This is a genomic window from Coleofasciculus sp. G2-EDA-02 (assembly GCF_040226375.1).
GTDB lineage: Bacteria > Cyanobacteriota > Cyanobacteriia > Cyanobacteriales > Coleofasciculaceae > Coleofasciculus.
The window spans coordinates 175,040-198,153 of record NZ_JAVKEW010000023.1; the positions used below are offsets into that span (position 1 = coordinate 175,040).

Genomic DNA, 23,114 nt, shown 5'->3' on the forward strand with positions numbered 1-23,114 from the left:
ATGAAAACCTGTAGCGCTGATCAGATGAGTGACCCCAATCCTCAGTTGAATGGTACTGAAATTTTGGATGGTGGGCAATGCCCACCCTACAGTATATCAAAGTGGCGTTTGTGCGTAAGTCCTGTAAAAGCGCGATCGCACGCCCCAATTTTCTGGCATCCTAGAGATGATTACCTGTCCCCTAGAACAGCTTCATGCCCCTTTCCCACTGCACCAACAAAGAAGTCCCACCAGCATCTCAACCCACAGACGTTGATTGGCGTAGAGGTTTTGCAGCATGAAGCCAGATAGCAAGTACCAGCCACTCCTAGAATTTCTGCAACAGAGCAATCAAGAGGAAGTCATTCTCACCTTTGCAGAAATTGAGGAAATCATGAATGACACCTTACCCGACTCAGCACGCAAAAAACGGGCATGGTGGAGCAATCGCAGCAAAGGCGCACTGCAAGCTTCAGCTTGGATGGAAGCCGGATATCGGGTTGAGGATGTTGATTTTGAGCAGCAACGGGTGACATTTCGCCAACCTACGGCAAAACTTAAAGTTCAGCGCGTGGGTGACACTGTACTGTGGAACGCTCAACTCATCAAAGCACTGCGCCGCCACATGGGTTTAACCCAGGTAGAGTTTGCCCAAAGGCTTGGTGTGCAACAGAAAACTGTCAGTAATTGGGAAATTGGTCTATATGATCCGCCTCTGTCTACTTCTAAACATCTAGAATTGGTTGCTCAACTAGCTGGATTCAGATACGAGGAAGGGTCAGAAAATTTGGAGTAGGGTATTGACACAGGAGTAACTCGTTTACTATATTGTCATAATGGTCGTTGGAGCTGACAATAGTCAAGCCTCAACAACCCAAAAATTTCCCAAACCACCGCTATCGCTGCGCTTATTGAAGTTTAAACCTGCTCCCGTCAGGTTGGGTTTGTATAGCTACGGTTTCAACCGCCAAGCCGTTCACAATAATCTACCATGCAACCTATACGCCATCGCATCAACCCCAACACCTTCGTCATCACCCTTCGACAAATCGCCAAACACCTGAGAATCCCCCAAGAGCGCATCCTCAACTGGGAAAAATGGCATAACGTCCTTTGGGTGCATATCAAAGGAATCGGCGGTTACTTCGTCAGCTACCGCCAAATTGAACAGTGGATTGCCGCTTGTCGCACCCTCATACGCTATTGTCCCAACCTCAACACCCTCGATATCCTCTGGCAATCAATCTGCATTGAAGCCCAACGCTATACAAAAGAGGCATTATCCCGACTTGAAATAATCTACCAGCAGCGATATGTCTATTTATCCAACCGCTAAAAAACCTAAAATCACAAGCCACGGTAGTAGGGGTTTGGTTACCAAACCCCTACAGTTTCCAAATGACAAATGACGAATGACAAATAACGTAGCTTGCTTCTCAAGGGAAGCGAGTTCTCAACCGTTAACTTTAATGTCCACCGATTTAGGAACTGTGCCGTTCTTGGGCGAATTGAATCAACTGATCAACTAATTGAGGAAACGGCACACCACTAGCTTCCCAAAGTTGAGGATACATACTGGTGGCGGTGAAACCCGGTAAAGTATTAATTTCATTAATTAAAACTTCTCCAGTCGCCTCCACATAAAAGAAATCCACCCGTGACAAACCCGCTGCATCTACCGCCGCAAATGCTTGGAGTGCCATCTCCTGAATCTGACGACTCACACCATCAGGTAACGGTGCGGGAATGGATAACGTGGCACGACCTTCTGTATATTTAGTTTCATAGTCGTAGAAATCGCTGGTATAACTAATTTCACCCACCACAGATGCCTTGAGATTATCATTGCCTAAAACCGCACATTCCACTTCCCGCGCCACGACTCCCGCTTCCACAATAATTCGGCGATCATAACTGGCTGCACTATCTAAAGCTGCTTCCAATTCACTTCGCGATCGCACTTTGGCAATACCCACCGATGATCCTAAATTAGCGGGTTTAACAAAACAGGGATACCCCAGGGTTTCCTCAATCTGATCACACAGTTTCGGGAAAACGCAGGGATTTGACCATACCTGAGCGCGACTCAATCCCTTATACTTCACTTGGGCGAGCCCCACTTGATCAAATACCTGTTTCATGGCTATTTTATCCATTGCCACTGCCGAACCTAAGACACCCGAACCCACACAAGGAACCTGCATTAACGTCAACAAGCCTTGAATCGTACCATCTTCGCCATTAGGTCCGTGCAAGATGGGAAACCAAACATCCACCTCAGCTAGCTGAGGTGGAAATTGCCAGAGGTTTCCGTCTCCATGGGTATCTAGAGGCTTTCCCGATGCCAAAACCTGCTCAGCGATGTCTGGGGGTTGCCAGATGCCATCTTTTTGAATATAAATCGGTAAAACCTCGTACTTATCCGTATTTGGCGGCGTACTTAATGCTTTCGCGATCGCTTGTGCTGAACAAATCGAAACCTCGTGTTCTCCTGAGCGCCCCCCAAATAGCAGTCCGATCCGTACTTTTGTCATGTTTTCGTTGATTGTTGATGGGTCAAAGACTTATCGTACTTGGTCAGGGTGAATTTCGTAATACCAAATTCGGGTTAACTCCCCTACCAATGACGAATGACAAATAACTCATAAACCATAAAGCAGAATAATCAAGGGGGGAATAACAACGGTCATCAAAAGACTCAGGGGAGCGCCCACGCGGAAAAAGTCCAAAAACCGATAACCTCCTGCACTGTAGACCATGGTATTGGTTTGATAACCAATCGGTGTCATAAAGCTATTCGACGCCGCAAAGGTGACAGCAAACATAAAGGCAAAAGGATTGAGATCCAAAGTCTGAGCCACTTGCACCGCAACGGGTAAGAGTAAAACCACCGAAGCGTTATTAGATAAAATTTCGGTCAACAACGCTGTAATCAGAAAGAAAAACGTCAGCATCCAATAGGGAGAGAAACTACTACCAAGGGTGACAAGATTATCAGCTAACCATTTAGTCGTTCCCGAATTTTCCATGGCAATTCCCAAAGGAATTAATCCGGCTAATAGAAAGATAATATCCCAGCGCACCGCACCATACAGTTCCCCTGGCTTCAGACAGCCCGTGAGTACCATTAAAACAACTCCTGCTAAGGCACTGACCAAAATCGGCAATAGGTTAAACGCAGCAACCAGTACAACTCCCACACCAATTGCCACAGCAATTCCGGCTTTTTCTCGCCGAAACGTTTCCATGTCTCGTTGCTCAAAGACCAACAAATCTCGACTGGTTTGTAATCCGACAAAGCTTTGCTTAGGTCCTTGCACCAAAAGTAAATCGCCAAACCGTAACGGAACTCTACCCAAACGTTCCCGGACGAATTCTTGTCCACGACGAATGGCTAATACAGTCAGGTTATAGCGTTGCCGAAAGCGAAATTCTTTGAGAGTCGATCCGAGTAAATCAGAGTTCGACAAAATTAAGACTTCGGCAATCGTATCTTCCCCGGATGTTAAATTTTCTTCAATTGATTTTTTACTAAATTCTACATCTGGAAAAATATCGATTCCCCGTTCATCTTTAATATTCAGCAAACATTCTCGCCTTCCCCGCACAATTAAAATATCCCCAGCCTGCAACACTTTGTCTGCAAGAGGTTGAGCGAAACGGCTGTCGTTACGGATGATCTCCAGCACGTCCATATCAAATTTGCGCTGAATTTGAGTCGAACGTAGGGTTTTTCCGACCAAGCTGGAACCTGGGGGAATCACAATTTCACTCACATAGTCCTGAAGTCCATACTCTTGAGTATCACTACTGGAGATTTTGCGATTGGGTAATAATCGGGGAGCAATTAACACCAGATAGGTCAAGCCAATCGTGAAGGTGAGCAGTCCTAGTTTGGTGAATTCAAATAAACTGAATGTGCCGTACCCCAATTTATCCGACAAACCACTTGCCAAAATGTTGGTCGAAGTGCCAATTACGGTAATCATTCCCCCTAAAATCGTAGCGTAAGACAGGGGAATAAGCATTTTGGAGGGAGAAATCCGCTGCTGGCGACATAAATCTTCCACAATCGGCAGAAAGACAGCCAGGACGGCAGTATTATTGATCACACTACTAATCGAACCGGCAATTGCCCCCAACGCTAAAATCTGCTGGGAGGACGTTTTACCTCCCCACTTCAAGAGGAGTTCACTGATGACTTGAATAGCGCCAGTGCGGGCAATTCCCGCACTGAGGATAAACATTGCCATCACGGTAATAGTGGCTGAACTACTAAACCCGGATATTCCTTCCTCAGGGCTGACTAATCCCAGTACAATCAGCAGCACCATGATGCTGAGTGCGGTAATATCAACGGGCAACCATTCGCTGATGAATAAAATCAGAGTCAGTACGATAACACCGAGGGTGAGAAGAATCGTCATAGCGGGTAAGATGCATTAAGCGGCAAATCGCGGTTTAGTTAACGCTGAATCTAATATACTCGCTGAAATTATTAAGCCATCCCTTGATAAATCTCCTCAGCCACTCGTTTCAGGCGTCGTAGCTGGGCTTTCATATCCTGCTGTGTCCAGGTTGTGGCAAAGGTATTAAAGCCCCAACTGACGAGAGGATTGGGAATTTCAAACTCAAAACGATTCAGCAGCCTCGTACCTAGAATCGTGGGTTGACATTCCCAGCGATCGCGCCCTCGGAAAAATCCTTGGAATTGCCAAACGACTAAACCGGGTTCGCGTTCCACAACGATACTGTTGAGGGTAGGCTGTACTAAAGGAATTTGAATCACAAAGCGACTGCGACTACCAATATCTGTACTCCACTCACCCACCGGATAGCAGCGCAGGGCTGGATTGAGCCAACGGTGCATCAGCGTCAGATCCGTGATGCAGCGCTCAACAGTGGTGGCGCTGGCTTTAATGGGGATGGATTGTTCAAAAACTTGAGAATTGGACATTTAAACCGATAATAGGGTGTCGATCGCTGGTAATCTGGCTTGTATTACTACAGCGCCAGCTCGCTGTGTCTGACTCAATCCGGATCGAATCTCCTCTATTGTGCAAAAAGGGAGGAAGATGAGGCAATTCGCAGATAGGGAGACTCCTGGTAATACCCGATCTACGGATGCAGGAGTATTGTCTTGCGAGCTGCTTCACTTGCCCCACCGATTTGGCAAAGAGATAGGCTGTACCCTGATGAACGCCGAAAAAAGCTGATTTGAGGGAGAAAAACCAACATAAGCTTGATTTTTCTGACCAAATTCCCCATAAAGATAGAGGTAACGCCGTAATTAGCAATACACCGTTAGCTATGACGAGCTGAAGTGAAAAATCTGGCATTGGCACAAAAACGTGGAGACAAAGATATCGATGGATTGAGAGGATATAGATGCTCGATGAATTGTAGCCCGAAAGTTACAGATTGTTTGTGAGAGCGTTTACTGTTAGAGACTATTAGATAAGGAAGACTATGAACCAACCTTGGCAAGGAATTATCCCAATTGGAGGTGTGCCCCCTTGGGTGCATCCCCTCTTAGCCCAACAAACATCAGAACCCATCCAAGAAGCTCAGGCTGGTATTCAGGGAATTGGGCAAAATTTGAGTAGCTTCGTGCCGAATCTAATTGCGGCAATTGTCATCCTGGTTGTCGGTATTATCATTGCCTTGATTGCCAAGGCAATTACCAAAGGACTGCTCAAGCGCACCCGTATCGACAATCAAATTGCTGAGTGGTTCGCTGGCGGTCAACAAGGGGCAGAGGCTCCGCCGATCGAGAAATGGATAGCCGGTGCAGTTTACTGGATTATCATCATCTTCACGGTGGTAGCGGTTCTGCAGACGTTGAAGCTGGAGGTTGTTTCTCAACCGCTGAATAATTTCCTCGACCAAATCCTGATCTTCTTACCCAAGCTTTTCGGAGCGGCAATTCTGGTGGTAGTCGCTTGGTTGGTAGCAAGCTTGGTCAAGCTGATTACAATCCGAGGACTACGGGCATTAGGTTTGGATGAGCGTTTAGGTGAACAAGTCAATGAGACACCCCGTTCCGGAGACGGTGAGACTCAACGTTCAACCAACCAGTTCTCCCTAAGTGAAACGATCGGGAATGCTCTGTACTGGTTCATTTTTCTGCTATTCCTGCCCTTAATTCTGGATGCGTTGGACTTGCAGGGCACTCTGGAACCCGTGCTGGAGTTACTCAGGGAAATTCTGGCAATCTTACCGGATATCTTGGCAGCACTGGTAATTGCTGCGGCGGGTTGGTTAGTGGCTCAGGTTGTGCGTCGCATCGTCACCAATCTTTTGTCAGCCGCTGGAACGGATCAATTAGGAGCGCGATTTGGACTGCAAAGTGCGCCAGGGGGTAAGTCACTGTCCTGGATTATTGGCACGACTGTTTATGTCTTAATTTTGATCCCCGTCGCCATCGCGGCACTGAATACCTTACAGATTAATGCGATCTCAGAGCCTGCGATCGCGATGTTAGAGCAGATTCTTGACGCCCTACCCAAAATCTTTACGGCAGCGTTGATTCTGTTTATTGCTTACGTCTTGGGGCAGTTTGTCAAGGATTTAGTCACCAATATACTGACCAGCATTGGCTTTAACAATGTTTATCGCTGGATCGGTGTACCGGAACCTCGCCCCAGTCGCCCTGCTCCCACTCCCCCCCCTGCCGAACAGCCCGATTTAGGCATACCCACTCCGCCGACTGGAGCCCAAACCCGGCTTCAATCTGAATCAACTCCCTCCATTCGTACACCGTCAGAATTGGTGGGTATTATTGTATTCGTCGCCATCCTCTTGTTTGCCACGGTTGCGGCTGTGGATGTCTTGCAGTTTGAAGCGTTAACCCTGATTGTCAATGGGATTATTGTGATCGCGGGTCAAATTCTGGCGGGGTTAATTGTCTTTGCCGTTGGCTTGTACTTTGCCAATCTTGCCTTTAACTTGATTACCAGCTCGCGATCGCGCCAATCCCAAATCCTGGCACAAGCGGCTCGGATTGCGATTATTGCCTTTTCCGTGGCGATGGCGCTGCAACAAATGGGTATCGCTGGTGATATTGTCAACTTAGCCTTTGGCTTACTCTTGGGCGCCATTGCTGTCGCGATCGCGCTGGCGTTTGGACTCGGAGCTCGTGACATTGCGGCGGGTCAAGTTCGCGAGTGGTTAGCATCATTCAAAGAAGATAGACCCCCCGGACCCCAATAACGGGAAAGAGAATCGAACAGCTTTGAATTCGATCCCCTGCATTTTGTGGCAGGGGATTCTGATTTTTATCACCCATTCTCACTGATTCAGCATTTCTAGAGAGAAATGCGATCGCGCCTCTTATTTCGGTAGAGCCTTGAGCTGGCTTGGGTTAAGGGTGGTAGAGTTGAGGTGAGGCGGGGAGCACCTGACTTTTCACTCTATGTCTTAAAATCGGCGAAAGTCGGGGCGGGTTTAGTTCAGTTAATGGTTTGAGCTGAAGCGTTATTGGTAAAACCCGCCCCTACACACGAGAGGCGTCAAGATATTGTGCTGGGGTATCATGCTCCCTATGCGCGGCAGTACACAGAGTTTGCTGTGGGTTAAACTTCTAATTCGCGATCGCGCTTCTTGTGTCGGAGGAGTCTTGATTCGGCTTGGGTTAAGGCTTGTAGGGATTGCGCTTCTGTTATCTTTCTACTAAGATTCAGCTTCCTCTTGTTCAAATTTCACCTTATTGTACGCATCAGCTAGGGAAATTTGAAAATCGACGGAAGAAAGTGCGATCGCCTGATCAGATTCATCATATTCACGATCAGATTCATCATATTCACGAAATGACCATCGCTTCGCGTCTGTCTTAGAAAAATGTTCTACATAAATTTTAGTTTGGTCGAGCAGCAAGTATTCCTCAAATATTGGTATCGTGCGGTACAATCTAAACTTTCCACTCCGGTCATACCCCTTCGTTGATTGGCTCTCCCGTACTTGTGGTGGAAAACCCTATATTAGTGATAGCTTCCCTAAAAACATTGTTTTGAAAGCCTTGCCCCACAAAGTTTCCAAGAATAATCAGGTTTGCTTATCACCCTAGGTACGGGAGAGCCTCTCTTGAATTAGAAACAACCAGATAACCCCGCCACATTGAATTACAGTCTCAATCCCTAATTCGGTAGGATCAACAGAAGATCATCTCAAGTATAATCGTCATGGTAAAAGCACCCTTACCGCATTTGACCATTCCCCCTCTGGCAAATGGCGACAAGCTCACCCGCTATGAATTCGAGCGTCGCTACAATGCCATGCCTCACCTGAAAAAAGCCGAATTGATTGAAGGAATTGTCTACATGGCTGCTGCCTTACGATTTAAGAGCCACGGTGAACCTCATGGTCAAATTATCACTTGGCTCGGAACTTATGCAGCCATGACTCCTAATATTTCCATGGGAGACAACCCAACAGTTCGTTTAGATCTCGATAACGAACCTCAACCCGATGTCGTTCTTTTGATCAACCCAGAATCAGGTGGTCAAACACAGCTAAGTGATGATGATTATATCGAAGGAGCGCCAGAGTTAATTGTCGAAATTGCTGCCAGTAGCGTTGCCATTGACCTTCATGCTAAAAAACAGGCATATCGCCGCAATGGAGTCAAAGAATATATCGTCTGGCAAGTTCTTGATCGCAAATTGAGCTGGTTCTATCTGAAAGAAGGCGAGTATCTGGAATTATCGGCTGATAACGATGGAATTATGCGAAGTCAAGTTTTTCCTGGGTTGTGGTTAGCCGTTGCCGAGTTATTAGCGGGGAATATGCCACCAGTATTAACGGTTTTACAAGCAGGTTTGCAATCTCCAGAACACAGGGCATTTGTCCAGAAATTAGCTAACGAATAATCATGCCCAACTGTCTGTAAGTAGGTGGGAAAAATTTAGCGATCGCGACCCTCTTAAGCTGATGTTTCTAGTACAACCTAAAATTGACTGTGTAGAGACGTAGCAGGCTACGTCTTTACATAATTTGAAAGCGTGAAGGTTAAATTATGGCTTACAGCGATTTCACCTCATTAGACCAACTCATTCCTTTAGGCATTAGCCAGGTTACTCCCGTGGAGAAACTTATCGATTTTGAGCCGATCGCTCCCAGTAACTTCTTAACCGAAGCCTTAAAACGATTCGTACCCCTGGCTACTGCCATCAACACCGAAAAGGCTCGGTCTGAGTATTTAATTGCTCCCCTTTTGAGTGAACTGGTCATGCTTAATCCCAATGTTTCCTTATTTTCTGGCAAAAACTTTACGGCTGATCCCAGTCTCGGACTCAACGGCTTTGTTGATTTTTTGTTCACCGCTAACCCTGACAAACTGACAATTAAAGCGCCCGTTGTTACCGTTATTGAAGCAAAAAATGAAAACATTAATGCAGGTTTAGCTCAATGTATTGCCACCATGTATGCCGCTTATTTAGTTAACCGACGCGACGCTGATATGGCTGCCAAAACTGTATATGGCACGGTGACTACGGGTCAAATTTGGCGGTTTTTATCCCTGACAACTCACCTTGAAGTCTTTATCGATCTTAATGATCGCTATCTTACTCCCATTGATGAACTCCTGGGTCTGTTAAATGCTTTGGTTACAGACCATTAATCCACTTCCAACGGTTCAATCCCCTTGTGTGTGGTAAAATGCTTTAACTCCTCCACCAACTGACCATCATTCGACGCCGTTCTCGCCCCCGCTTGGGCTGCCCATTGTTTCAGCGCTTCAATTTGCTCCCGTGCGATCGCGGCTAAGGGTACAGTCTCCTGAATCGCCCGCACAATATCCTCTGTGGTAAAATCTCGCCGTTGTCCATTCACCACCGTACCATAAGCCCGATGCATGGCATCAATAATCACCTGTTCAATCTCCGCACCACTAAAATTCTTCGCAAGTCGTGCTAATCGCCCTAAATCAAAATCCCGTAAGCGAGAAGGGCGTAAGGGTTGCAAATGAACCTTAAAAATATCCTTGCGTTCGGCTTCCGTCGGCAAATTCAAAAAGAAGATTTCATCAAATCTGCCTTTACGCAATAACTCCGCCGGCAAAATCTGTACATTATTCGCCGTCGCCACAATAAACACAGGATTCGTCTTTTCCTGCATCCAGGTAATCAGGGTGCCAAATACCCGTCTCGATGTTCCCGAATCCCCATCAACACCAGCGCTAATATTACCAAACGCCTTATCAATCTCATCTATCCATAATACACAAGGCGCGATCGCTTCACTAATCTGAATCATCTGGCGCACCCGACTTTCACTTTCCCCGACAATCCCGCCAAATAATCGTCCGGTGTCTAATCGCAATAAGGGCAAACGCCATTCATGGGCAATGGTTTTTGCGGATAGGGATTTCCCTGTTCCCTGAATTCCCACCAGTAAAATCCCCTTGGGATTGGGAATTCCATAGCGTCGCGCCTCTTCTGTAAATGCATCTTGACGCATTCGTACCCATTGCTTGAGATTCTCCAATCCGCCGACATTTTTCAACGATTCCTGGGCGGTAAAAAAGTCTAAAATTCCAGTTTGGCGAATGGCTTGTTTTTTCTCCCCTAATACTCCATCAATATCCGTTTCATTCACCTGTTGTTTGGCGGCTAATGCCTTTGCCAATACCCTGGCAATTCTGGCACGACTTAATCCTTGACAGGCTTTAACTAATTGTTCCCGCGCTAATCCAGTTACATTTAAGTTTTCCGGTTTAACCAGAATACTAATTAGGTAATCAATTTCCTGAGTATTGGGCAAGGGGAAATCAATAACCGTAACTTCCTCACTCAATTCTGCTGGTACTTCTAAAGTATGACTTGTGAGGATTAACGTTTTGCGAGAACGCTTAAGTTCCTTCGTGAGGTTCTTAAGCTCACGGATTACTGGCGCGTTGCGATCGCTCTGAGGATTTTTCAAGATAAAATGCAGATCCCGGAGGACAAACAGGGTATTTTCCTGAGGATCAGTCTTCCGAATCCGATGCAGCGCCCCCATCACTGAACCCTTATCTGCCCCATTATCCTCCCATCCCCGCACAATATCCCACAGTAAAACTTGGCGTTCCGGTTGCGATTGGGTAGCCACTGAAAGCAATACTTCTTCCACCGGCTCTTCTTCAACCGCTACGATATAAAGCAACGGATAACGCGCCCGGATCATTAAATCTAATTGTTCGACTAAGGTTTGATGGGGATTAAATGTATTTGTCATTTGTTATTTGTCATTTGTTATTTTCATTGGTCATTCGTCATACTCGCTATTCGAGAAGTAAACTGGTTTATTTGTTAAATAATTCTAGAATTTAAAACTCAAAACTCAAAACTCAAAATTTATTCAGGGCGGGTTTAGTGATATCTGGGTGAGGCAAGAAACGGTAGTAGTGAAACCCGCCCCTACATATTTTTCCTTAATTTATCGTAATCACTAAATCCAACGGGAAAGTCTGTATGCTCATCATAATCAGCCTTGTCTAGATTAGCGTTTGTCAGATTCACCCCTTTTAGTTTAGCTCCCCTCAAGTTGGCGTCACTCAAGTCTGCTCCCGTTAGATTTGCGCCCACTAGATTGGCGTGGGTAAAATTAGCTTGGCGTGACATCCTCCTACACCAAATCAGAGATTATGGTGTAGGCTTCCAACATCGCTGTTAGACATTGCTGCCCTACGCCACTTATCTAGGCTAAAAGCCCCCGACAGCCCGACTTGACAGCCAATTTCTTTCCCCCAGAGTCCCTGGGTACTCAGTTGCTCATAGCCTCGGTTACAAATTTCTTGTGCTGAGGCTATATCTCTATCGAGATGGTATTTACATTCTGGGCAACTGTGCCACCTATCAGACAGTTCTTTTCTGACTTCGATGCGGCAATTTGGACAAGTTTGAGATGTACCTCGGTGGTCAACTTCAGCGACGTAAACACCGCGTTGCTTAGCCACATAGTAGAGAATATCCCTGAACTGACCAAAACCTGCGTCAACTGTATGTTTGCCCAGAAAACCCCTTGCCATAGTTCGGAAATCGATATCTTCTAGGAAGATGGTTTCTGCCATGTCACACAGCTTGTGAGCCAATTTGTACTGATAGTCTTTGCGCTTGAATGCAATATGATTATGTAGTCGCTCTACCTTGAGTCTGGCTTTTTCATAGTTCTTGGAACGCTTCTGTCTTGCCGAGCTACAAGGTGCGCCTTTCGGCGGCGCGGGGTCTCGGCGCTGTTTTTTGGATAACCTGCGTTGTAGCACTTTCAGCCTACGGTGCATATCCTTGAAGAATTTACGTCCCGGTTCGACGAAACCATCACTGGTTGCTAAATAACTATTCAATCCAACGTCTACCCCGATGAAGTGACCATGAGGCACAGCATCAGGAATGGAAATATTAGATTGAATACTAATGACCGCAAACCAACCCACCGCTTTTTTAACTACCCTAACCTGTTTAACCACAAACCCATCAGGGATTGGACGATGTAGGTTGATTTGAACTTCTCCAAGTTTGGGTAGTTTAATCTGCCATCCGGTTAGAGGGTTTACCTTGAATTGAGGAAAAAGTATTGACTTCATTTGCCCATACTTTTTGAACCTCGGAAACCCATAACCTCGATTCCGGAAGAAATCCCAAGCATCATGTAAACGCCTAATGGTTGTTTGTAACACTTGAGAAGGCACTGTCTTCAGCTTTGGGAAATTCTTTTTAGCCTTGGGTAGGTTGTTTTGCTGTTGCTGATATCCAGGAAAAGGACGGTCAACACTGATTATGTATTCCGATTCCAAACTACACCTATCTATTGGACATTTTCTTGAAGAAATCCAATCCTTTAGCTCCCTAAGTGCATAATTATAAACACCCCGACAAGTTTCGAGCCACTCGTTTAGCAACTCAACTTGTTCAGCATCAGGATAAATTCGATAGGTGTAGTTTAGGGTTATCATACATTGATTATAACTAAGTCTACTGCAAGTGACAAGTTACGGTAAATATCAATTTTGAAAGTATCGAACCTTCAAAATTGACCTTGGGGAGTCAATGTATCTCAACACCAAATCAAAGATTATGGTGTGAGACTTATAGCTCCCCAAACCCCTCAACAGTTAAATCAATCTCGCTTAAGATTTTCCACTGTAAACAAATCCAGCTTAAATTTGCCCCTGAAAACGCCCGATTTCCGGCTTCATAACGGTTGAGGAGTTCCTTTGCTAATCGGATGATGTATTGGGTTAAGGCTAATTCTGCTTGAGTGGCGGCGTGTTTTTCCAGAAGATAATAGGCGGTTTGGTGAATCTCCCACAATTCATCCTCTAAGGCTTGAATGAGTATGTTTATGCCCTTTTGCCGATAATTAAGGGCGTTATGGAGGGCGGCTATTTTGGCATTCAGGGATAGGGGAGAGGATGGGGGGTTCTGACTCAACTGCTGTTTTACTCCTTCAATTCCGCCTAATACGGCGTCTCCTCTGGAGGTTGAACCGCCCAAAACCACATCAGTTTCTTGAGGTTGATTTGGATAAGCTGTCATAGATTTGGGGTTGGTGCGATCGCCCTGGCATAGACAATAAAATAAGGGCACGATAATACCGTACCCTTTTTGTGTCGTTCAGGGTTTATTGCCATCAACAATCAACAATAAACCCTGAACTAATACACTACTTTAGAACTTATGTCAAGCTGCACTAGTCAATCGCATCCCCAGCATCTTCTAATGTTCGCTGCGTCGATTTACTCGCTTGACTGGCTTTATCTCCCACGAAATCGGCTGTATCTTCTGCGGCGCGTTTCGTCTTTTTGGCTATATTTTCACCCGTTTCTTGTACCTTTTCTTTCGTGTCTTGAGCTGAACGTTTGGTAGACTTAGCCACATTTTCAGCAACATCCTCGGTGTTTTCCTTCACCTCTTTTGCAGAACGCTTGGCAGACTGGCTTACATCTTCAGCAGCATTCGTCGTATTTTCTTTGAGATTTTTAACGCCTCTCTGAGTTCCCTCAGTCAAACCCTCAGTCACATTAGTGGCTGACTCCTTCACATCTTTGCCAAGTCGCTCGACTCGCTTATTAAGCGGCGCTCCTTCTCGATAATTTTCGATAAACTTTTCAGGAGTATCCGCCCTCTTCTCCAGATTTTTCTGCGCGTTCTCAATTAGTTTATCAGGATTATCTTTTGCCTGTCGAGACGCTTTCGGAGAATCTAGCCCCTGATAGTCCTTCACTTCGCCTGTAGGCGTGAGAACTTCAGTAACATTTTTTGTCACATCATCAGCCGTCTTCGCCGATACTCCACTATTGCATCCAGTACTAATGAATACAAAAATGCCAGCCAGAGCCACGGTTAATAATTGAGTCAACCGCTTGCGTTTTAGCCAAGCTATCACTCTGCTCATAAAAAATCTCCTGCATTATGTTGTCAAAGAGTTATCCCAATTGTCTAAAGCAGTAATAGACAGGATAGGTTTCAACCCCTTCCCTTGTCTAGAACCATTTAATTCAACACTTTAGCAAAATGGCATACAATATCTCGGAACGACTCAAAGCGTCCGGATGAGTGCAATCCCCTATACTCAAGTTACGGTTATCGCACTCTTTAAGTCACCGTTCTCAAATTAATCTAACTGATTCAGGTTGCCCTACCGAGTTGTTGGATACATTGAACCTACTGCTGAAATCAGGATTTAGAGACATATTGTTGTCAGTGTAACCGTCTCCCCCCTGTTTGTATGGATTATTAGCGCCTCCAGCTTGAACAGGAGGATTTTCTGGACGCCCACTTTGCACGGCTGTACTACTACAGGCTGTGCCAATCAATAGGATCACGCTGGCTAAAACCAACGTTACTATCTGTCGCCAAAACTCACTCAGTCGTTTCACGCTATACTCCTAATCGATATGCACCTAACGATTGCCCAGCTTATCAGTATCCAGGCGATCGTTGTCTCTAGCCAAGGTGACATTCTACTTTATCGTGTAAGCGGCTCGTCTCTAACTCAAGACAGAGAAAAACAAATAGGGACGGAAACTACCCATCTGGGGATCGTCATACTCAAGGGAGCGAGAAGCAAGCTACGTCAATTGTCAATTGTTATTTGTAAGGGTTTGCGGAATATTTACAAAACTTAATATAGTTAGGTTAATTTGCACCAACCTACTTATGGCATTATGGCACGTCTGGAACATTGCTCCGGGAGTATATACAAAGCTGCTCAAGTATTTCCACTTCTCCTGTGTTCTCCATCTCAACCGCAAACTTTTCGGTCTACTGATTTTCAGGTTTCTCTTCCAAATTGGCATAGTCCCGAAGCTGAGAAAATACTCGGTAAGCATCTAGCTTAAAGTCTGAACTTATATTATTATCCATTTTTATCAGATTATATTGAACATTATCTGTATGAATGGCAAAGGTGATTTTAAACACTTCAAAAAATGTAATCACCCAACTACATTCATCTTCCGGATACTTGGTATAATATTGAATCAATTTAGCAATACAAGTTTCTAGGTGGTTGCGCGAATTGGGACAAATCATAATAATTTTCAGTAAGAGCATCGCCAGAGTTAAGTGATGACCTTGAGACATGAGTAGAATAAAGAGTGGTGACGGCTCATCTTGATTTTCCGTAGTAAAATAATCAATTAAACGGTTACAGGTTCTCAGAAGTAATGCCGCCTCTATTGTTGCCTCATGGTAATCTTGATAAAGATTATTTAATTTTTCGGTTAAGGTTTGATTTAAAGACTCAACCAACTCTTTCTTTTTTACTGAAAATATTAGATAATTTTGTAGGCTTTTCTTAAATTTTCTATAGTTTAACTCTTGGGTTTGCTCTAGAAATATATTAGCTACATTTTTATAACTAAACAGCCCATGTTTAACGACAATCTTTTTAACTAAATCAAGAACTTTATCTCCTAAACCTGTAGGATTTTGATGGATTGGTTCCCGGTGGATTGCTGATTGAGAGTGCGCCGTATACATCGCCAAATCAAACTTGAACTGATCTTTGAGCTTTTTGGACAAGATTCTGGCGGCTTCACGCTGCTCCACGGGGTTGTGCGGATTTGTATATTGAGGAACGAGTAGATAAGATATATAACGGTTACTCCAATGACCTGAATTTGAAGTTCCTTGTTGAGTAATAAATAATTTAAGTTCGTGATAGTCTGGACTGTTGATAAAATTTAAAAGCCACGTTCTTTGACGGCTTAATGTGGGTGATAATCTTTTTCGAGTAATTTGGACATCAGAAAATAGACGAATTAAGTCTTGACTCGCATTAAAATCCCTTAAAATATACCAATTATTGATAATAATATAACAGGATCGTTTAACTGTATTTTTGAATTCTTTTTCATCATTAGCAAAAATAATTTCTGATAATGCTTTAATCGCTTCCGGATTACCTTCTGAAGCATTATAGTCAATAAATAACAACTTAAATTCTTGCAAAACGGCTTCTGGAGGTTGCTGTCTAACCGTATCTAGCAAAAATTGATAGATAACATCCTGTGCCTGCTGAATAGGGAATCCTAGCGGGTTGGGTTGAGTACGAGACTCAGTATGATGAGTGTCTAAGATAACTTCCCTGATCATGAAAATCCTAAAGGACGCTTACGCCCTTACTGAAGGTCTAATAGTAGCAAGTTGATGACACCCTGCGTCAAGGCTACCGCTCATCGGCGTGTTCAGCTTGACGATCTCAAAATTGATATTGGCATAAACTCATCATATATATTTTCGCGAAAATATATAGACACATCTGTTCCCCTACTGCAAAGGATAGGGAACCAGGGGAAGTAGGGGGAAGTAGGGGGAGCAGGGGGAGCAGGGGGAGCAGGGGGAGCAGGGGGAGCAGGGGGAGCAGGGGGAGCAGGGGTACATTTTTCCTGATAGCGGTGCAAGGGTATGAAAGGGTTTTACCCTTTTTCCTTGAAGAGGAGCCAATATCAATACTACTCAAAGCATTGATAGTTAAGGGTTTTGGACTTGTGCAGCAAGCCCGAAGTAGAGACGCTCTACCAGAGCGTCTGCAAGCAGGGGAAGCGTTTAACCTGGCGATAGTCCGCTTAAGTCAGCGCGGCGAGGGTTGATAGCGAAGACAGCGCTTACTACAGACGAACCTTAAGAATGATCAGACTCAGACTTAATCCGATTAATTTCCCGTTGCAATTCGTCAAGTTGACGCTTTAATCGTTGCGCTTCCTGGTTTTGAGCCGCTTGTGATGACACATCTACCGCTCCTTCATCCGTCACTCGTCGATAATTGCCCTGACGAATTTGACGATACTCTTCTGATTTGACCCACTCTTGCAGATAGCGCAAGCGTTCAACTGGAAAAGGATGGGTGAGAAAAGAACCATTCCCACCGTTGTATAATAAAAATTTATAAATTTGATTAAGACTATCTTGGTCAAGGTCTTGAAACCGTTCAGATTGGCGGATGAATTCATCAAGGCTGCACTCATGACCATAAGCATGAGAACCCCCCGATAGTTTCATCATCGTTTTCATTACAATATTGATATCATCGATAACCAGTAAAGCCGCCCGATCTGACGATAACTCCGCTTTACGCCGCCATTCATAAAAGGCAAAGAGTAAACCACTGCTGACAATATTACCAATACCAAAGGTTAGATCTCCCAGGAAGGCAGCCGCACCCATCGCCCAGATTCCCATCTGAATTAAAATCGTGTGACCGCATTTGATATGTCCGAGTTCATGTGCCAAAACGGTGCGAATTTCGACTTCACTGAGTAAGTCTAATAACCCTGTATTCAACACAATATACGGATTGTCTTGTCCCAAGGCATAGCTATTCACTTGGGGGTTTTGACTGACAAATAGGGTGGGTTCTGGATGGATATCTAAATCTCGCACACATTCGCGAAATAAGCTGTAAATCGTGGAATATTGGCGCGGTCCTACTTGGATACTGTTGCCCATCAGATAGACGAATTGGGGACGTTCGTAGATAAATTCGACGAATTTGCGGGCAACAAGGTTAAATCCAGGAACATTCCGCAAGGCATCCTCGGCTTGTTGGTCTAGGGGATGTCGGAAGGCGTCGCTAGAAATTCCAGGATAGGTGGGCATAGGGGAATTGAAGCTACAACGTGGACGTTTGTCTTTCTATGCTAGCGATTTGTAGAGACGTTCCGGCGGAACGTCTCTCAGGCGGAACTGAAATTTTGGCTGGTGGGCAATGCCCACCCTACTGGGTTTAACCTCTGGTTTTGGCTGACCAAACGCGAGTGGGTAATCCCCAAATGTAGATAAAGCCTTCAGCGGCTTTGTGGTCAAACTGATCTTCAGAGGTATAGGTTGCCAGTTCTGGGGTATAGAGGGAATTGCTGGATGTTCGTCCAACAATGGTGGCATTACCTTTGAAGAATTTGACCCGCACGCTTCCTGAAACTCGCTCCTGAGTTTGCTGAATGAAGGCATCTAGGGCATCTTTTAGGGGAGAGTACCATAACCCCCTGTAAATCAGTTGGCTATAGGTATCTTCAATCCCTCGCTTATACTGGCTCACATCAGCGGTCAACGTCAGGCTTTCTAAGTCACGATGGGCGTGGATTAAGGTTAACAGAGCCGGGACTTCATAAATCTCTCTGGATTTAATGCCGACAACCCGATTCTCAATCATATCAATCCGCCCAACCCCATGATTTCCGGCTATCTGGTTAAGCTGAGTAATCAGGGATACAGGGTCAAGTGCTTGACCATTCAGCGAGATCGGAATTCCTCGCTCAAAGCCAATATCCACGTATTCTGGATCATTGGGAGTATCCGCGATCGCTTTGGTCATCAGATAGATTTCTTCCGGCGGTTCAGCCATGGGATCTTCGAGAATCCCCGCCTCAATACTGCGACCGAGCAAATTACGGTCAATACTATAGGGGGAGGATTTTTTCACCGGAGAAGGAATCCCAAAACGTTCCCCGTAGGCAATCGTCTCTTCCCGGCTAAACCCCCACTCCCTCGCTGGTGCTAGAACTTTCAAGTTAGGGTTGAGTGCGGTAATCGACACATCAAACCGCACCTGGTCATTCCCTTTACCCGTGCAACCGTGAGCCACGGCATCTGCACCATACTCTTGGGCAGCTTCTACCAATAATTTAGCAATCAGCGGACGCGCCAGTGCTGTGGACAAGGGATAGCGATTTTCATACAGCGTATTTGCCTGAATCGCTGGAAAGGCGTAATCTGTGACAAACTGTTCAGTCGCGTCTACCACCAGAGATTCGGCGGCACCGGATTTCAACGCTTTTGCTTTGATTGGGGAGAGCTCATCACCTTGACCCAAATCGGCGGCTAGCGTGATCACCTCTTTAACACCCCACTCCTCTTTGAGATAAGGGATACAGACGGAGGTATCGACTCCTCCTGAGTAGGCTAGTACAACTTTTTCAGCACGACCCATGAATTTCTTACCCTGGGAAACAACCAGGACATCATTCTAATCCGAAACGGGGTTTGTCTTGACGTTGCATGCAACGTCTCTACACGATCTGCCAACGTTACACCACCTGTAGGGGCTCTTCTGTGCCGTGCCCCTACCAAACCCAACCTGTCTCAAAACTACAATTATCGCACCGAGGAACTTTCTAAGGTTGATCCAAATCAACGCAGGATTTTCCATCTGTCGCTATCATGGAATCCGCCTCTAAGACAGACTGATTGGATGAGTTAGCCACACCCACAGGCTTACCGGAGTGCAAGAATGTGGAAATACCTGCTCTAGGGCGTGTGCGATCGCACCCTTTGGTCTGCTAAGAAGGGCATATCGAACCGAACCAGTGCAACGGTGTCAGATTTAATCGGGGTAGCATCTTTCTCAGCAACTATTCACAGGCAAGCCTGGTCGGTGATGTATACCGATGTTACCGTAAACCATGACCAATTGGTCAGCAATTTATCCCTATACCGGTCATATTCTGGTTGTCTGTCTGGGGGCTTTTGGCTTAGTCGCCCTACTCGCTGGGTTGATCTTTATTGGGATACGTCAGTCGATCTCACACTTGAGTCAACGGTCTAAATGGTTGACAAATTCCCTCAACTCTGAATCAGAATTACGTTCCTTATTTGATGCGGTGACGGAACTGATTTTCGTCAAAGATCGCCAAGGACGTTATCTGAAAATTGTCTCGACAAATCCAGACTTGTTAGGTCAACCTGTCGAAGCTATGCTGGGCAAAACTGAGTATGATCTTTTGGCGCGATCGCAAGCGGATCAGTTTGTCGGTTATATTCGCCAAGCTTTAGACAGCCAGCAGAGGGTTCAGGTTGAGTATCGTCTCACCTTGGCTGATCGAACTGTTTGGTTTTCAGCCAGTATTTCACCCATCTCAAAAGACTCTGTTCTCTGGGTAGCGCGGGATATTACCGAACATCAACAAACCCTAGAAGCTTTGCGAGCAAGTGAAGCGCAGTATCGAGATTTAGTCGAAACCCCGAATTGCATTATTTTGCGGTGGGATGTTCAAGGGCAGATTAAATTCATCAATCGTTATGGTCAGGAATTTTTTGGCTATGATAACGATCAACTGCTCAATAGCAATCTGGTGGGAACTCTCGTCCCGAATACGCCGCGATCGCAGCGGATGCTGTCTATTTTGATTCGAGCTATCCGCAAACGTCCAGAACGTTACCGGATCAGAACCGTGGAGACAATTCACAAGACTGGGGAAACGGTTTGGGTGACTTGGGCGAATAAACCGATTTTCAATGAAGAGGGTGAATTAATTGAAGTTCTCTCAATTGGCACAGATGTGACAGAACGCAAGCAAGCTGAAGCCGCCTTGAGAGAAAAAGAGGAATATTTACGATTAGTTATCGATAATATCCCACAACAAGTCTTTTGGAAAGATACTAACTTAGTCTTTCTCGGTTGCAATAAAAATTGGGCAAAGGCAGCAGGGCTAGAAAATCCAGATGTTGTGGTGGGGAAAACAGACTATGATTTACTTCCCAGTCGAGACATTGCTGAACTCTACCGTCAGCAAGATTTGCGGGTTATTACCCGGAATCAAGCCGAATTCCATGTTGTCGAAACCAAACAAAAACCCCCCACCGATGGGCAAACGGTTTGGCTAGATGTTAGTAAAATTCCCATCCATGACGCCGAAGGTAAGGTTGTTGGCGTTTTAGGGGTATTAGAAGATATTACCCAGCGCATTGAAGTTGAGAAGCAGCGCCTCCAAGCGGAAGCCGATTTGCGGGCGGAACAGGAAAAGTCAGAACGCCTATTATTAAATATTTTGCCAGAGGCGATCGCACAGCAGTTGAAACAAAACCACAATGCCCTAGGCAAGTACCACGGGGAAGCCCTCATCGCTGAACAATTCGACGATGTGACGATTTTGTTTGCAGATATTGTGGGGTTTACCCCCTTATCAAGCCGAATGCAACCGACAGAATTGGTTCAATTACTCGGAACCATTATCTCCACGTTCGATTTGCTGTCTGAGGAGTATGGGTTGGAGAAGATTAAAACCATCGGTGATGCTTATATGGTTGCCTGTGGTCTACCTGTACCTAGACTCAATCATACCGAAGCGATCGCGGATATGGCATTAGAGATGCAACGGGTGATTACTCAATTTCCTATGGATACCGGGGAAGCGTTTCAACTGCGGATTGGTATTAACACAGGACCTGTGATTGCTGGAGTCATCGGTATGAAAAAGTTTATTTATGATCTGTGGGGGGATACGGTAAACGTCGCCTCGCGGATGGAATCTCAAGGAATTTCTGGGGGAATTCAAGTTACTCAGGCAACTTACGAACGGTTAAAGGATAAATATATCTTGGAAAAACGCGGGATCATTGAGGTGAAGGGAAAAGGAGAAATGCTCACCTATTGGCTAACCGGGAAAGGGTGATTGGGATTTGTCCTTTGTTCATGGTTCATTGTTGATGGTTCATTGGTAATCCTCTTCCCCTGCTTCCCCAACAAGGGCGGGTTTAGTTAAGTTAGATGTTGTCTCCGGAAGGTTAATGGTAAAACCCGCCCCTACAGTTTGGCTCCCCCAGCTCCCAGACGCTTCTCACATCACGTCTGGAACAAGCTCCCTCATCTCCCCCATACCGGGAACACCTAATGTGCTGAGTACGGATTATACTACTCTTTGATTTTGTCAAGCACTTGCAAAAAATATTTACATTGCGTTACATTTGTTAACGTCAGAGGAAAACAAAGGAGACAAGCAAATGACGACACGCGGTTATAGCCTCGAAGAAGGAGACAGACTGAATAACTTTGCGATCGAACCCAAGGTTTATGTCGATGACACGCCACGCACTGGTTTGACACAATACGCGGAAAAGCTCAATGGACGTCTAGCGATGATTGGCTTCGTCTCACTCCTGGCTGTAGAAGCTCTGAGTGGACAAAGCTTGATTGGCTGGTTTACTAACCTCTAGACATCACCCAGCGCACTAGTTGAACCTTGTCAGGAAGAACATAATGAAAACTGATTTTGACTCTTTCACGAACAAAGATATATTTAGACCCGTTATTTTTAGGACTGATTTTAACAACTTTGATTCTCTAACACTGAACCAAGCTTGGTCATTGTTTTTTACAGCGGGTCAAGAAGATAAAGTCCTAGGAATAGAGCCGGAATTAGGTCTATTTTTCAACAACCTGTTAATCGCCGTTGGAGTGACAGGAACTCTTGCAGCACTCTTGATCAGTACCATTAACTAAGCTGGTGTATCCAGTTAGTTTCCGGTCAACCTTAATAGGTTTCCCACAAGTCCTGGTTATAATGACCAGGACTTACATAATACAGCAGTTTGCTCTGCTATGCGGTACATTGTCGATCCCCCTCGCATCCCCCTTAAAAAGGGGGACTTTTATCTACTGTACTTTATGGAGAGCGCAAAGCGCTGTATAGTAGAGAATTTTAAATCAAACAAACTTCCAAAACGCCAACTTGAGCTTTGCAAATTTCCGGGCGGCTTCTCATGGGAGTTCAGCGCATCTCCAAAGCGCTATCCTCCAAGGAGCGATCATGCCTGATGGCAAGGTTTTTGGCAAAATGAAGGGGTGGAAAAAGCGTCACTCAGTTGTCAATGTATTAAACGATTTCAAGGGTCTACCGTACACCGCTAAATCCATGACTATGACTTAATCAAAAAGCG

General features: G+C 45.3%; 23 protein-coding genes and 1 pseudogene. 11 read left to right on the top strand and 13 right to left on the bottom strand.

The window, feature by feature from the left end:
• The 3 genes from RLO19_RS02655 (at position 1) to RLO19_RS02665 (ending at position 1,315) form a co-directional block, all read left to right on the top strand.
• Positions 1-291 (top strand): hypothetical protein, encoded by a 291-nt coding sequence (locus RLO19_RS02655; RefSeq protein WP_446353593.1) that lies wholly within the window; start codon positions 1-3, stop codon positions 289-291.
• Complete coding sequence (locus RLO19_RS02660) at positions 278-775, top strand: helix-turn-helix domain-containing protein (RefSeq protein WP_446353595.1); 498 nt, start codon at positions 278-280, stop codon at positions 773-775. The genes RLO19_RS02655 and RLO19_RS02660 overlap by 14 nt, the downstream gene beginning before the upstream one ends.
• A 195-nt stretch (positions 776-970) precedes the next feature.
• On the top strand, positions 971-1,315 hold the full coding sequence (locus tag RLO19_RS02665) for a hypothetical protein (RefSeq protein ID WP_446353596.1): 345 nt from the start codon (positions 971-973) through the stop codon (positions 1,313-1,315).
• 145 nt (positions 1,316-1,460) lie between these two features.
• Here the strand turns inward: RLO19_RS02665 and RLO19_RS02670 are convergent, their stop codons facing one another.
• The 3 genes from RLO19_RS02670 to RLO19_RS02680 all read right to left on the bottom strand — a co-directional run bounded on the left by RLO19_RS02670 (position 1,461) and on the right by RLO19_RS02680 (position 4,936).
• Positions 1,461-2,513 carry a D-alanine--D-alanine ligase family protein gene (locus tag RLO19_RS02670; protein WP_446353597.1) on the bottom strand — a complete coding sequence of 351 codons (1,053 nt, stop codon included), beginning with the start codon at positions 2,511-2,513 and terminating at the stop codon, positions 1,461-1,463.
• Between the two features lie 108 nt (positions 2,514-2,621).
• The gene (locus RLO19_RS02675) at positions 2,622-4,406 is read right to left on the bottom strand and encodes an SLC13 family permease (protein WP_446353599.1); all 1,785 of its coding nucleotides are present in this window, start codon (positions 4,404-4,406) and stop codon (positions 2,622-2,624) included.
• Positions 4,407-4,477: 71 nt separating this feature from the next.
• The gene (locus RLO19_RS02680; protein ID WP_446353601.1) at positions 4,478-4,936 is read right to left on the bottom strand and encodes an SRPBCC family protein; all 459 of its coding nucleotides are present in this window, start codon (positions 4,934-4,936) and stop codon (positions 4,478-4,480) included.
• 512 nt (positions 4,937-5,448) lie between these two features.
• On the opposite strand from RLO19_RS02680, the gene RLO19_RS02685 reads away from it, so the two are divergent.
• Both RLO19_RS02685 and RLO19_RS02690 read left to right on the top strand, forming a co-directional pair.
• Positions 5,449-7,191, top strand: coding sequence for a mechanosensitive ion channel (locus RLO19_RS02685; protein WP_446353603.1), 1,743 nt, complete (start codon positions 5,449-5,451; stop codon positions 7,189-7,191).
• Between the two features lie 267 nt (positions 7,192-7,458).
• Positions 7,459-7,557 carry an element excision factor XisI family protein gene (locus tag RLO19_RS02690; RefSeq protein WP_446353605.1) on the top strand — a complete coding sequence of 33 codons (99 nt, stop codon included), beginning with the start codon at positions 7,459-7,461 and terminating at the stop codon, positions 7,555-7,557.
• 93 nt (positions 7,558-7,650) lie between these two features.
• Here the strand turns inward: RLO19_RS02690 and RLO19_RS02695 are convergent.
• A pseudogene (locus tag RLO19_RS02695) lies at positions 7,651-7,929 on the bottom strand (Uma2 family endonuclease); the annotation flags it as partial.
• A gap of 230 nt (positions 7,930-8,159) precedes the next feature.
• On the opposite strand from RLO19_RS02695, the gene RLO19_RS02700 reads away from it, so the two are divergent.
• Together RLO19_RS02700 and RLO19_RS02705 are read left to right on the top strand one after the other, a co-directional pair.
• Positions 8,160-8,846: a Uma2 family endonuclease gene (locus RLO19_RS02700; RefSeq protein ID WP_446353606.1), complete on the top strand. Its 687-nt coding sequence runs from the start codon at positions 8,160-8,162 to the stop codon at positions 8,844-8,846.
• Positions 8,847-8,992: 146 nt separating this feature from the next.
• Positions 8,993-9,598 carry a hypothetical protein gene (locus RLO19_RS02705; protein ID WP_446353607.1) on the top strand — a complete coding sequence of 202 codons (606 nt, stop codon included), beginning with the start codon at positions 8,993-8,995 and terminating at the stop codon, positions 9,596-9,598.
• Here RLO19_RS02705 and RLO19_RS02710 read toward each other — a convergent pair.
• From RLO19_RS02710 to RLO19_RS02750, 9 genes are all read right to left on the bottom strand, one after another.
• Positions 9,595-11,193, bottom strand: coding sequence for an AAA family ATPase (locus RLO19_RS02710; RefSeq protein WP_446353609.1), 1,599 nt, complete (start codon positions 11,191-11,193; stop codon positions 9,595-9,597). The genes RLO19_RS02705 and RLO19_RS02710 overlap by 4 nt on opposite strands.
• A gap of 182 nt (positions 11,194-11,375) precedes the next feature.
• On the bottom strand, positions 11,376-11,579 hold the full coding sequence (locus RLO19_RS02715) for a pentapeptide repeat-containing protein (protein WP_446353611.1): 204 nt from the start codon (positions 11,577-11,579) through the stop codon (positions 11,376-11,378).
• Between the two features lie 14 nt (positions 11,580-11,593).
• Positions 11,594-12,910: an RNA-guided endonuclease InsQ/TnpB family protein gene (locus RLO19_RS02720; RefSeq protein ID WP_446353613.1), complete on the bottom strand. Its 1,317-nt coding sequence runs from the start codon at positions 12,908-12,910 to the stop codon at positions 11,594-11,596.
• 133 nt (positions 12,911-13,043) lie between these two features.
• A complete protein-coding gene (locus RLO19_RS02725) occupies positions 13,044-13,493 on the bottom strand; it encodes a hypothetical protein (protein ID WP_446353615.1) in 450 nt (149 codons plus the stop codon).
• 154 nt (positions 13,494-13,647) lie between these two features.
• A complete protein-coding gene (locus tag RLO19_RS02730; protein ID WP_446353616.1) occupies positions 13,648-14,352 on the bottom strand; it encodes a hypothetical protein in 705 nt (234 codons plus the stop codon).
• A 214-nt stretch (positions 14,353-14,566) separates the two neighbouring features.
• On the bottom strand, positions 14,567-14,836 hold the full coding sequence (locus tag RLO19_RS02735; protein ID WP_446335944.1) for a DUF6658 family protein: 270 nt from the start codon (positions 14,834-14,836) through the stop codon (positions 14,567-14,569).
• A gap of 385 nt (positions 14,837-15,221) precedes the next feature.
• A complete protein-coding gene (locus RLO19_RS02740; RefSeq protein ID WP_446353618.1) occupies positions 15,222-16,556 on the bottom strand; it encodes a hypothetical protein in 1,335 nt (444 codons plus the stop codon).
• A gap of 528 nt (positions 16,557-17,084) precedes the next feature.
• Complete coding sequence (locus RLO19_RS02745) at positions 17,085-18,059, bottom strand: M48 family metallopeptidase (RefSeq protein ID WP_446353620.1); 975 nt, start codon at positions 18,057-18,059, stop codon at positions 17,085-17,087.
• A gap of 127 nt (positions 18,060-18,186) precedes the next feature.
• On the bottom strand, positions 18,187-19,389 hold the full coding sequence (locus RLO19_RS02750; RefSeq protein ID WP_446353621.1) for an argininosuccinate synthase: 1,203 nt from the start codon (positions 19,387-19,389) through the stop codon (positions 18,187-18,189).
• A gap of 472 nt (positions 19,390-19,861) precedes the next feature.
• On the opposite strand from RLO19_RS02750, the gene RLO19_RS02755 reads away from it, so the two are divergent.
• The 4 genes from RLO19_RS02755 to RLO19_RS02770 all read left to right on the top strand — a co-directional run bounded on the left by RLO19_RS02755 (position 19,862) and on the right by RLO19_RS02770 (position 23,104).
• The gene (locus RLO19_RS02755; RefSeq protein WP_446353623.1) at positions 19,862-21,850 is read left to right on the top strand and encodes an adenylate/guanylate cyclase domain-containing protein; all 1,989 of its coding nucleotides are present in this window, start codon (positions 19,862-19,864) and stop codon (positions 21,848-21,850) included.
• 328 nt (positions 21,851-22,178) lie between these two features.
• Positions 22,179-22,391: a high light inducible protein gene (locus RLO19_RS02760; RefSeq protein WP_446353625.1), complete on the top strand. Its 213-nt coding sequence runs from the start codon at positions 22,179-22,181 to the stop codon at positions 22,389-22,391.
• 43 nt (positions 22,392-22,434) lie between these two features.
• A complete protein-coding gene (locus tag RLO19_RS02765) occupies positions 22,435-22,677 on the top strand; it encodes a hypothetical protein (RefSeq protein ID WP_446353627.1) in 243 nt (80 codons plus the stop codon).
• A gap of 196 nt (positions 22,678-22,873) precedes the next feature.
• Positions 22,874-23,104 carry a pentapeptide repeat-containing protein gene (locus RLO19_RS02770; RefSeq protein WP_446353657.1) on the top strand — a complete coding sequence of 77 codons (231 nt, stop codon included), beginning with the start codon at positions 22,874-22,876 and terminating at the stop codon, positions 23,102-23,104.
• Positions 23,105-23,114 lie beyond the last annotated feature (10 nt).

Coding starts and splice junctions, on each gene's coding strand:
- RLO19_RS02655 (WP_446353593.1), top strand. CDS start 1: ATGAAAACCTGTAGCGCTGATCAGATGAGTGACCCCAATCCTCAGTTG.
- RLO19_RS02660 (WP_446353595.1), top strand. CDS start 278: ATGAAGCCAGATAGCAAGTACCAGCCACTCCTAGAATTTCTGCAACAG.
- RLO19_RS02665 (WP_446353596.1), top strand. CDS start 971: ATGCAACCTATACGCCATCGCATCAACCCCAACACCTTCGTCATCACC.
- RLO19_RS02670 (WP_446353597.1), bottom strand. CDS start 2,513: ATGACAAAAGTACGGATCGGACTGCTATTTGGGGGGCGCTCAGGAGAA.
- RLO19_RS02675 (WP_446353599.1), bottom strand. CDS start 4,406: ATGACGATTCTTCTCACCCTCGGTGTTATCGTACTGACTCTGATTTTA.
- RLO19_RS02680 (WP_446353601.1), bottom strand. CDS start 4,936: ATGTCCAATTCTCAAGTTTTTGAACAATCCATCCCCATTAAAGCCAGC.
- RLO19_RS02685 (WP_446353603.1), top strand. CDS start 5,449: ATGAACCAACCTTGGCAAGGAATTATCCCAATTGGAGGTGTGCCCCCT.
- RLO19_RS02700 (WP_446353606.1), top strand. CDS start 8,160: ATGGTAAAAGCACCCTTACCGCATTTGACCATTCCCCCTCTGGCAAAT.
- RLO19_RS02705 (WP_446353607.1), top strand. CDS start 8,993: ATGGCTTACAGCGATTTCACCTCATTAGACCAACTCATTCCTTTAGGC.
- RLO19_RS02710 (WP_446353609.1), bottom strand. CDS start 11,193: ATGACAAATACATTTAATCCCCATCAAACCTTAGTCGAACAATTAGAT.
- RLO19_RS02715 (WP_446353611.1), bottom strand. CDS start 11,579: ATGTCACGCCAAGCTAATTTTACCCACGCCAATCTAGTGGGCGCAAAT.
- RLO19_RS02720 (WP_446353613.1), bottom strand. CDS start 12,910: ATGATAACCCTAAACTACACCTATCGAATTTATCCTGATGCTGAACAA.
- RLO19_RS02725 (WP_446353615.1), bottom strand. CDS start 13,493: ATGACAGCTTATCCAAATCAACCTCAAGAAACTGATGTGGTTTTGGGC.
- RLO19_RS02730 (WP_446353616.1), bottom strand. CDS start 14,352: ATGAGCAGAGTGATAGCTTGGCTAAAACGCAAGCGGTTGACTCAATTA.
- RLO19_RS02740 (WP_446353618.1), bottom strand. CDS start 16,556: ATGATCAGGGAAGTTATCTTAGACACTCATCATACTGAGTCTCGTACT.
- RLO19_RS02745 (WP_446353620.1), bottom strand. CDS start 18,059: ATGCCCACCTATCCTGGAATTTCTAGCGACGCCTTCCGACATCCCCTA.
- RLO19_RS02750 (WP_446353621.1), bottom strand. CDS start 19,389: ATGGGTCGTGCTGAAAAAGTTGTACTAGCCTACTCAGGAGGAGTCGAT.
- RLO19_RS02755 (WP_446353623.1), top strand. CDS start 19,862: ATGACCAATTGGTCAGCAATTTATCCCTATACCGGTCATATTCTGGTT.
- RLO19_RS02760 (WP_446353625.1), top strand. CDS start 22,179: ATGACGACACGCGGTTATAGCCTCGAAGAAGGAGACAGACTGAATAAC.
- RLO19_RS02765 (WP_446353627.1), top strand. CDS start 22,435: ATGAAAACTGATTTTGACTCTTTCACGAACAAAGATATATTTAGACCC.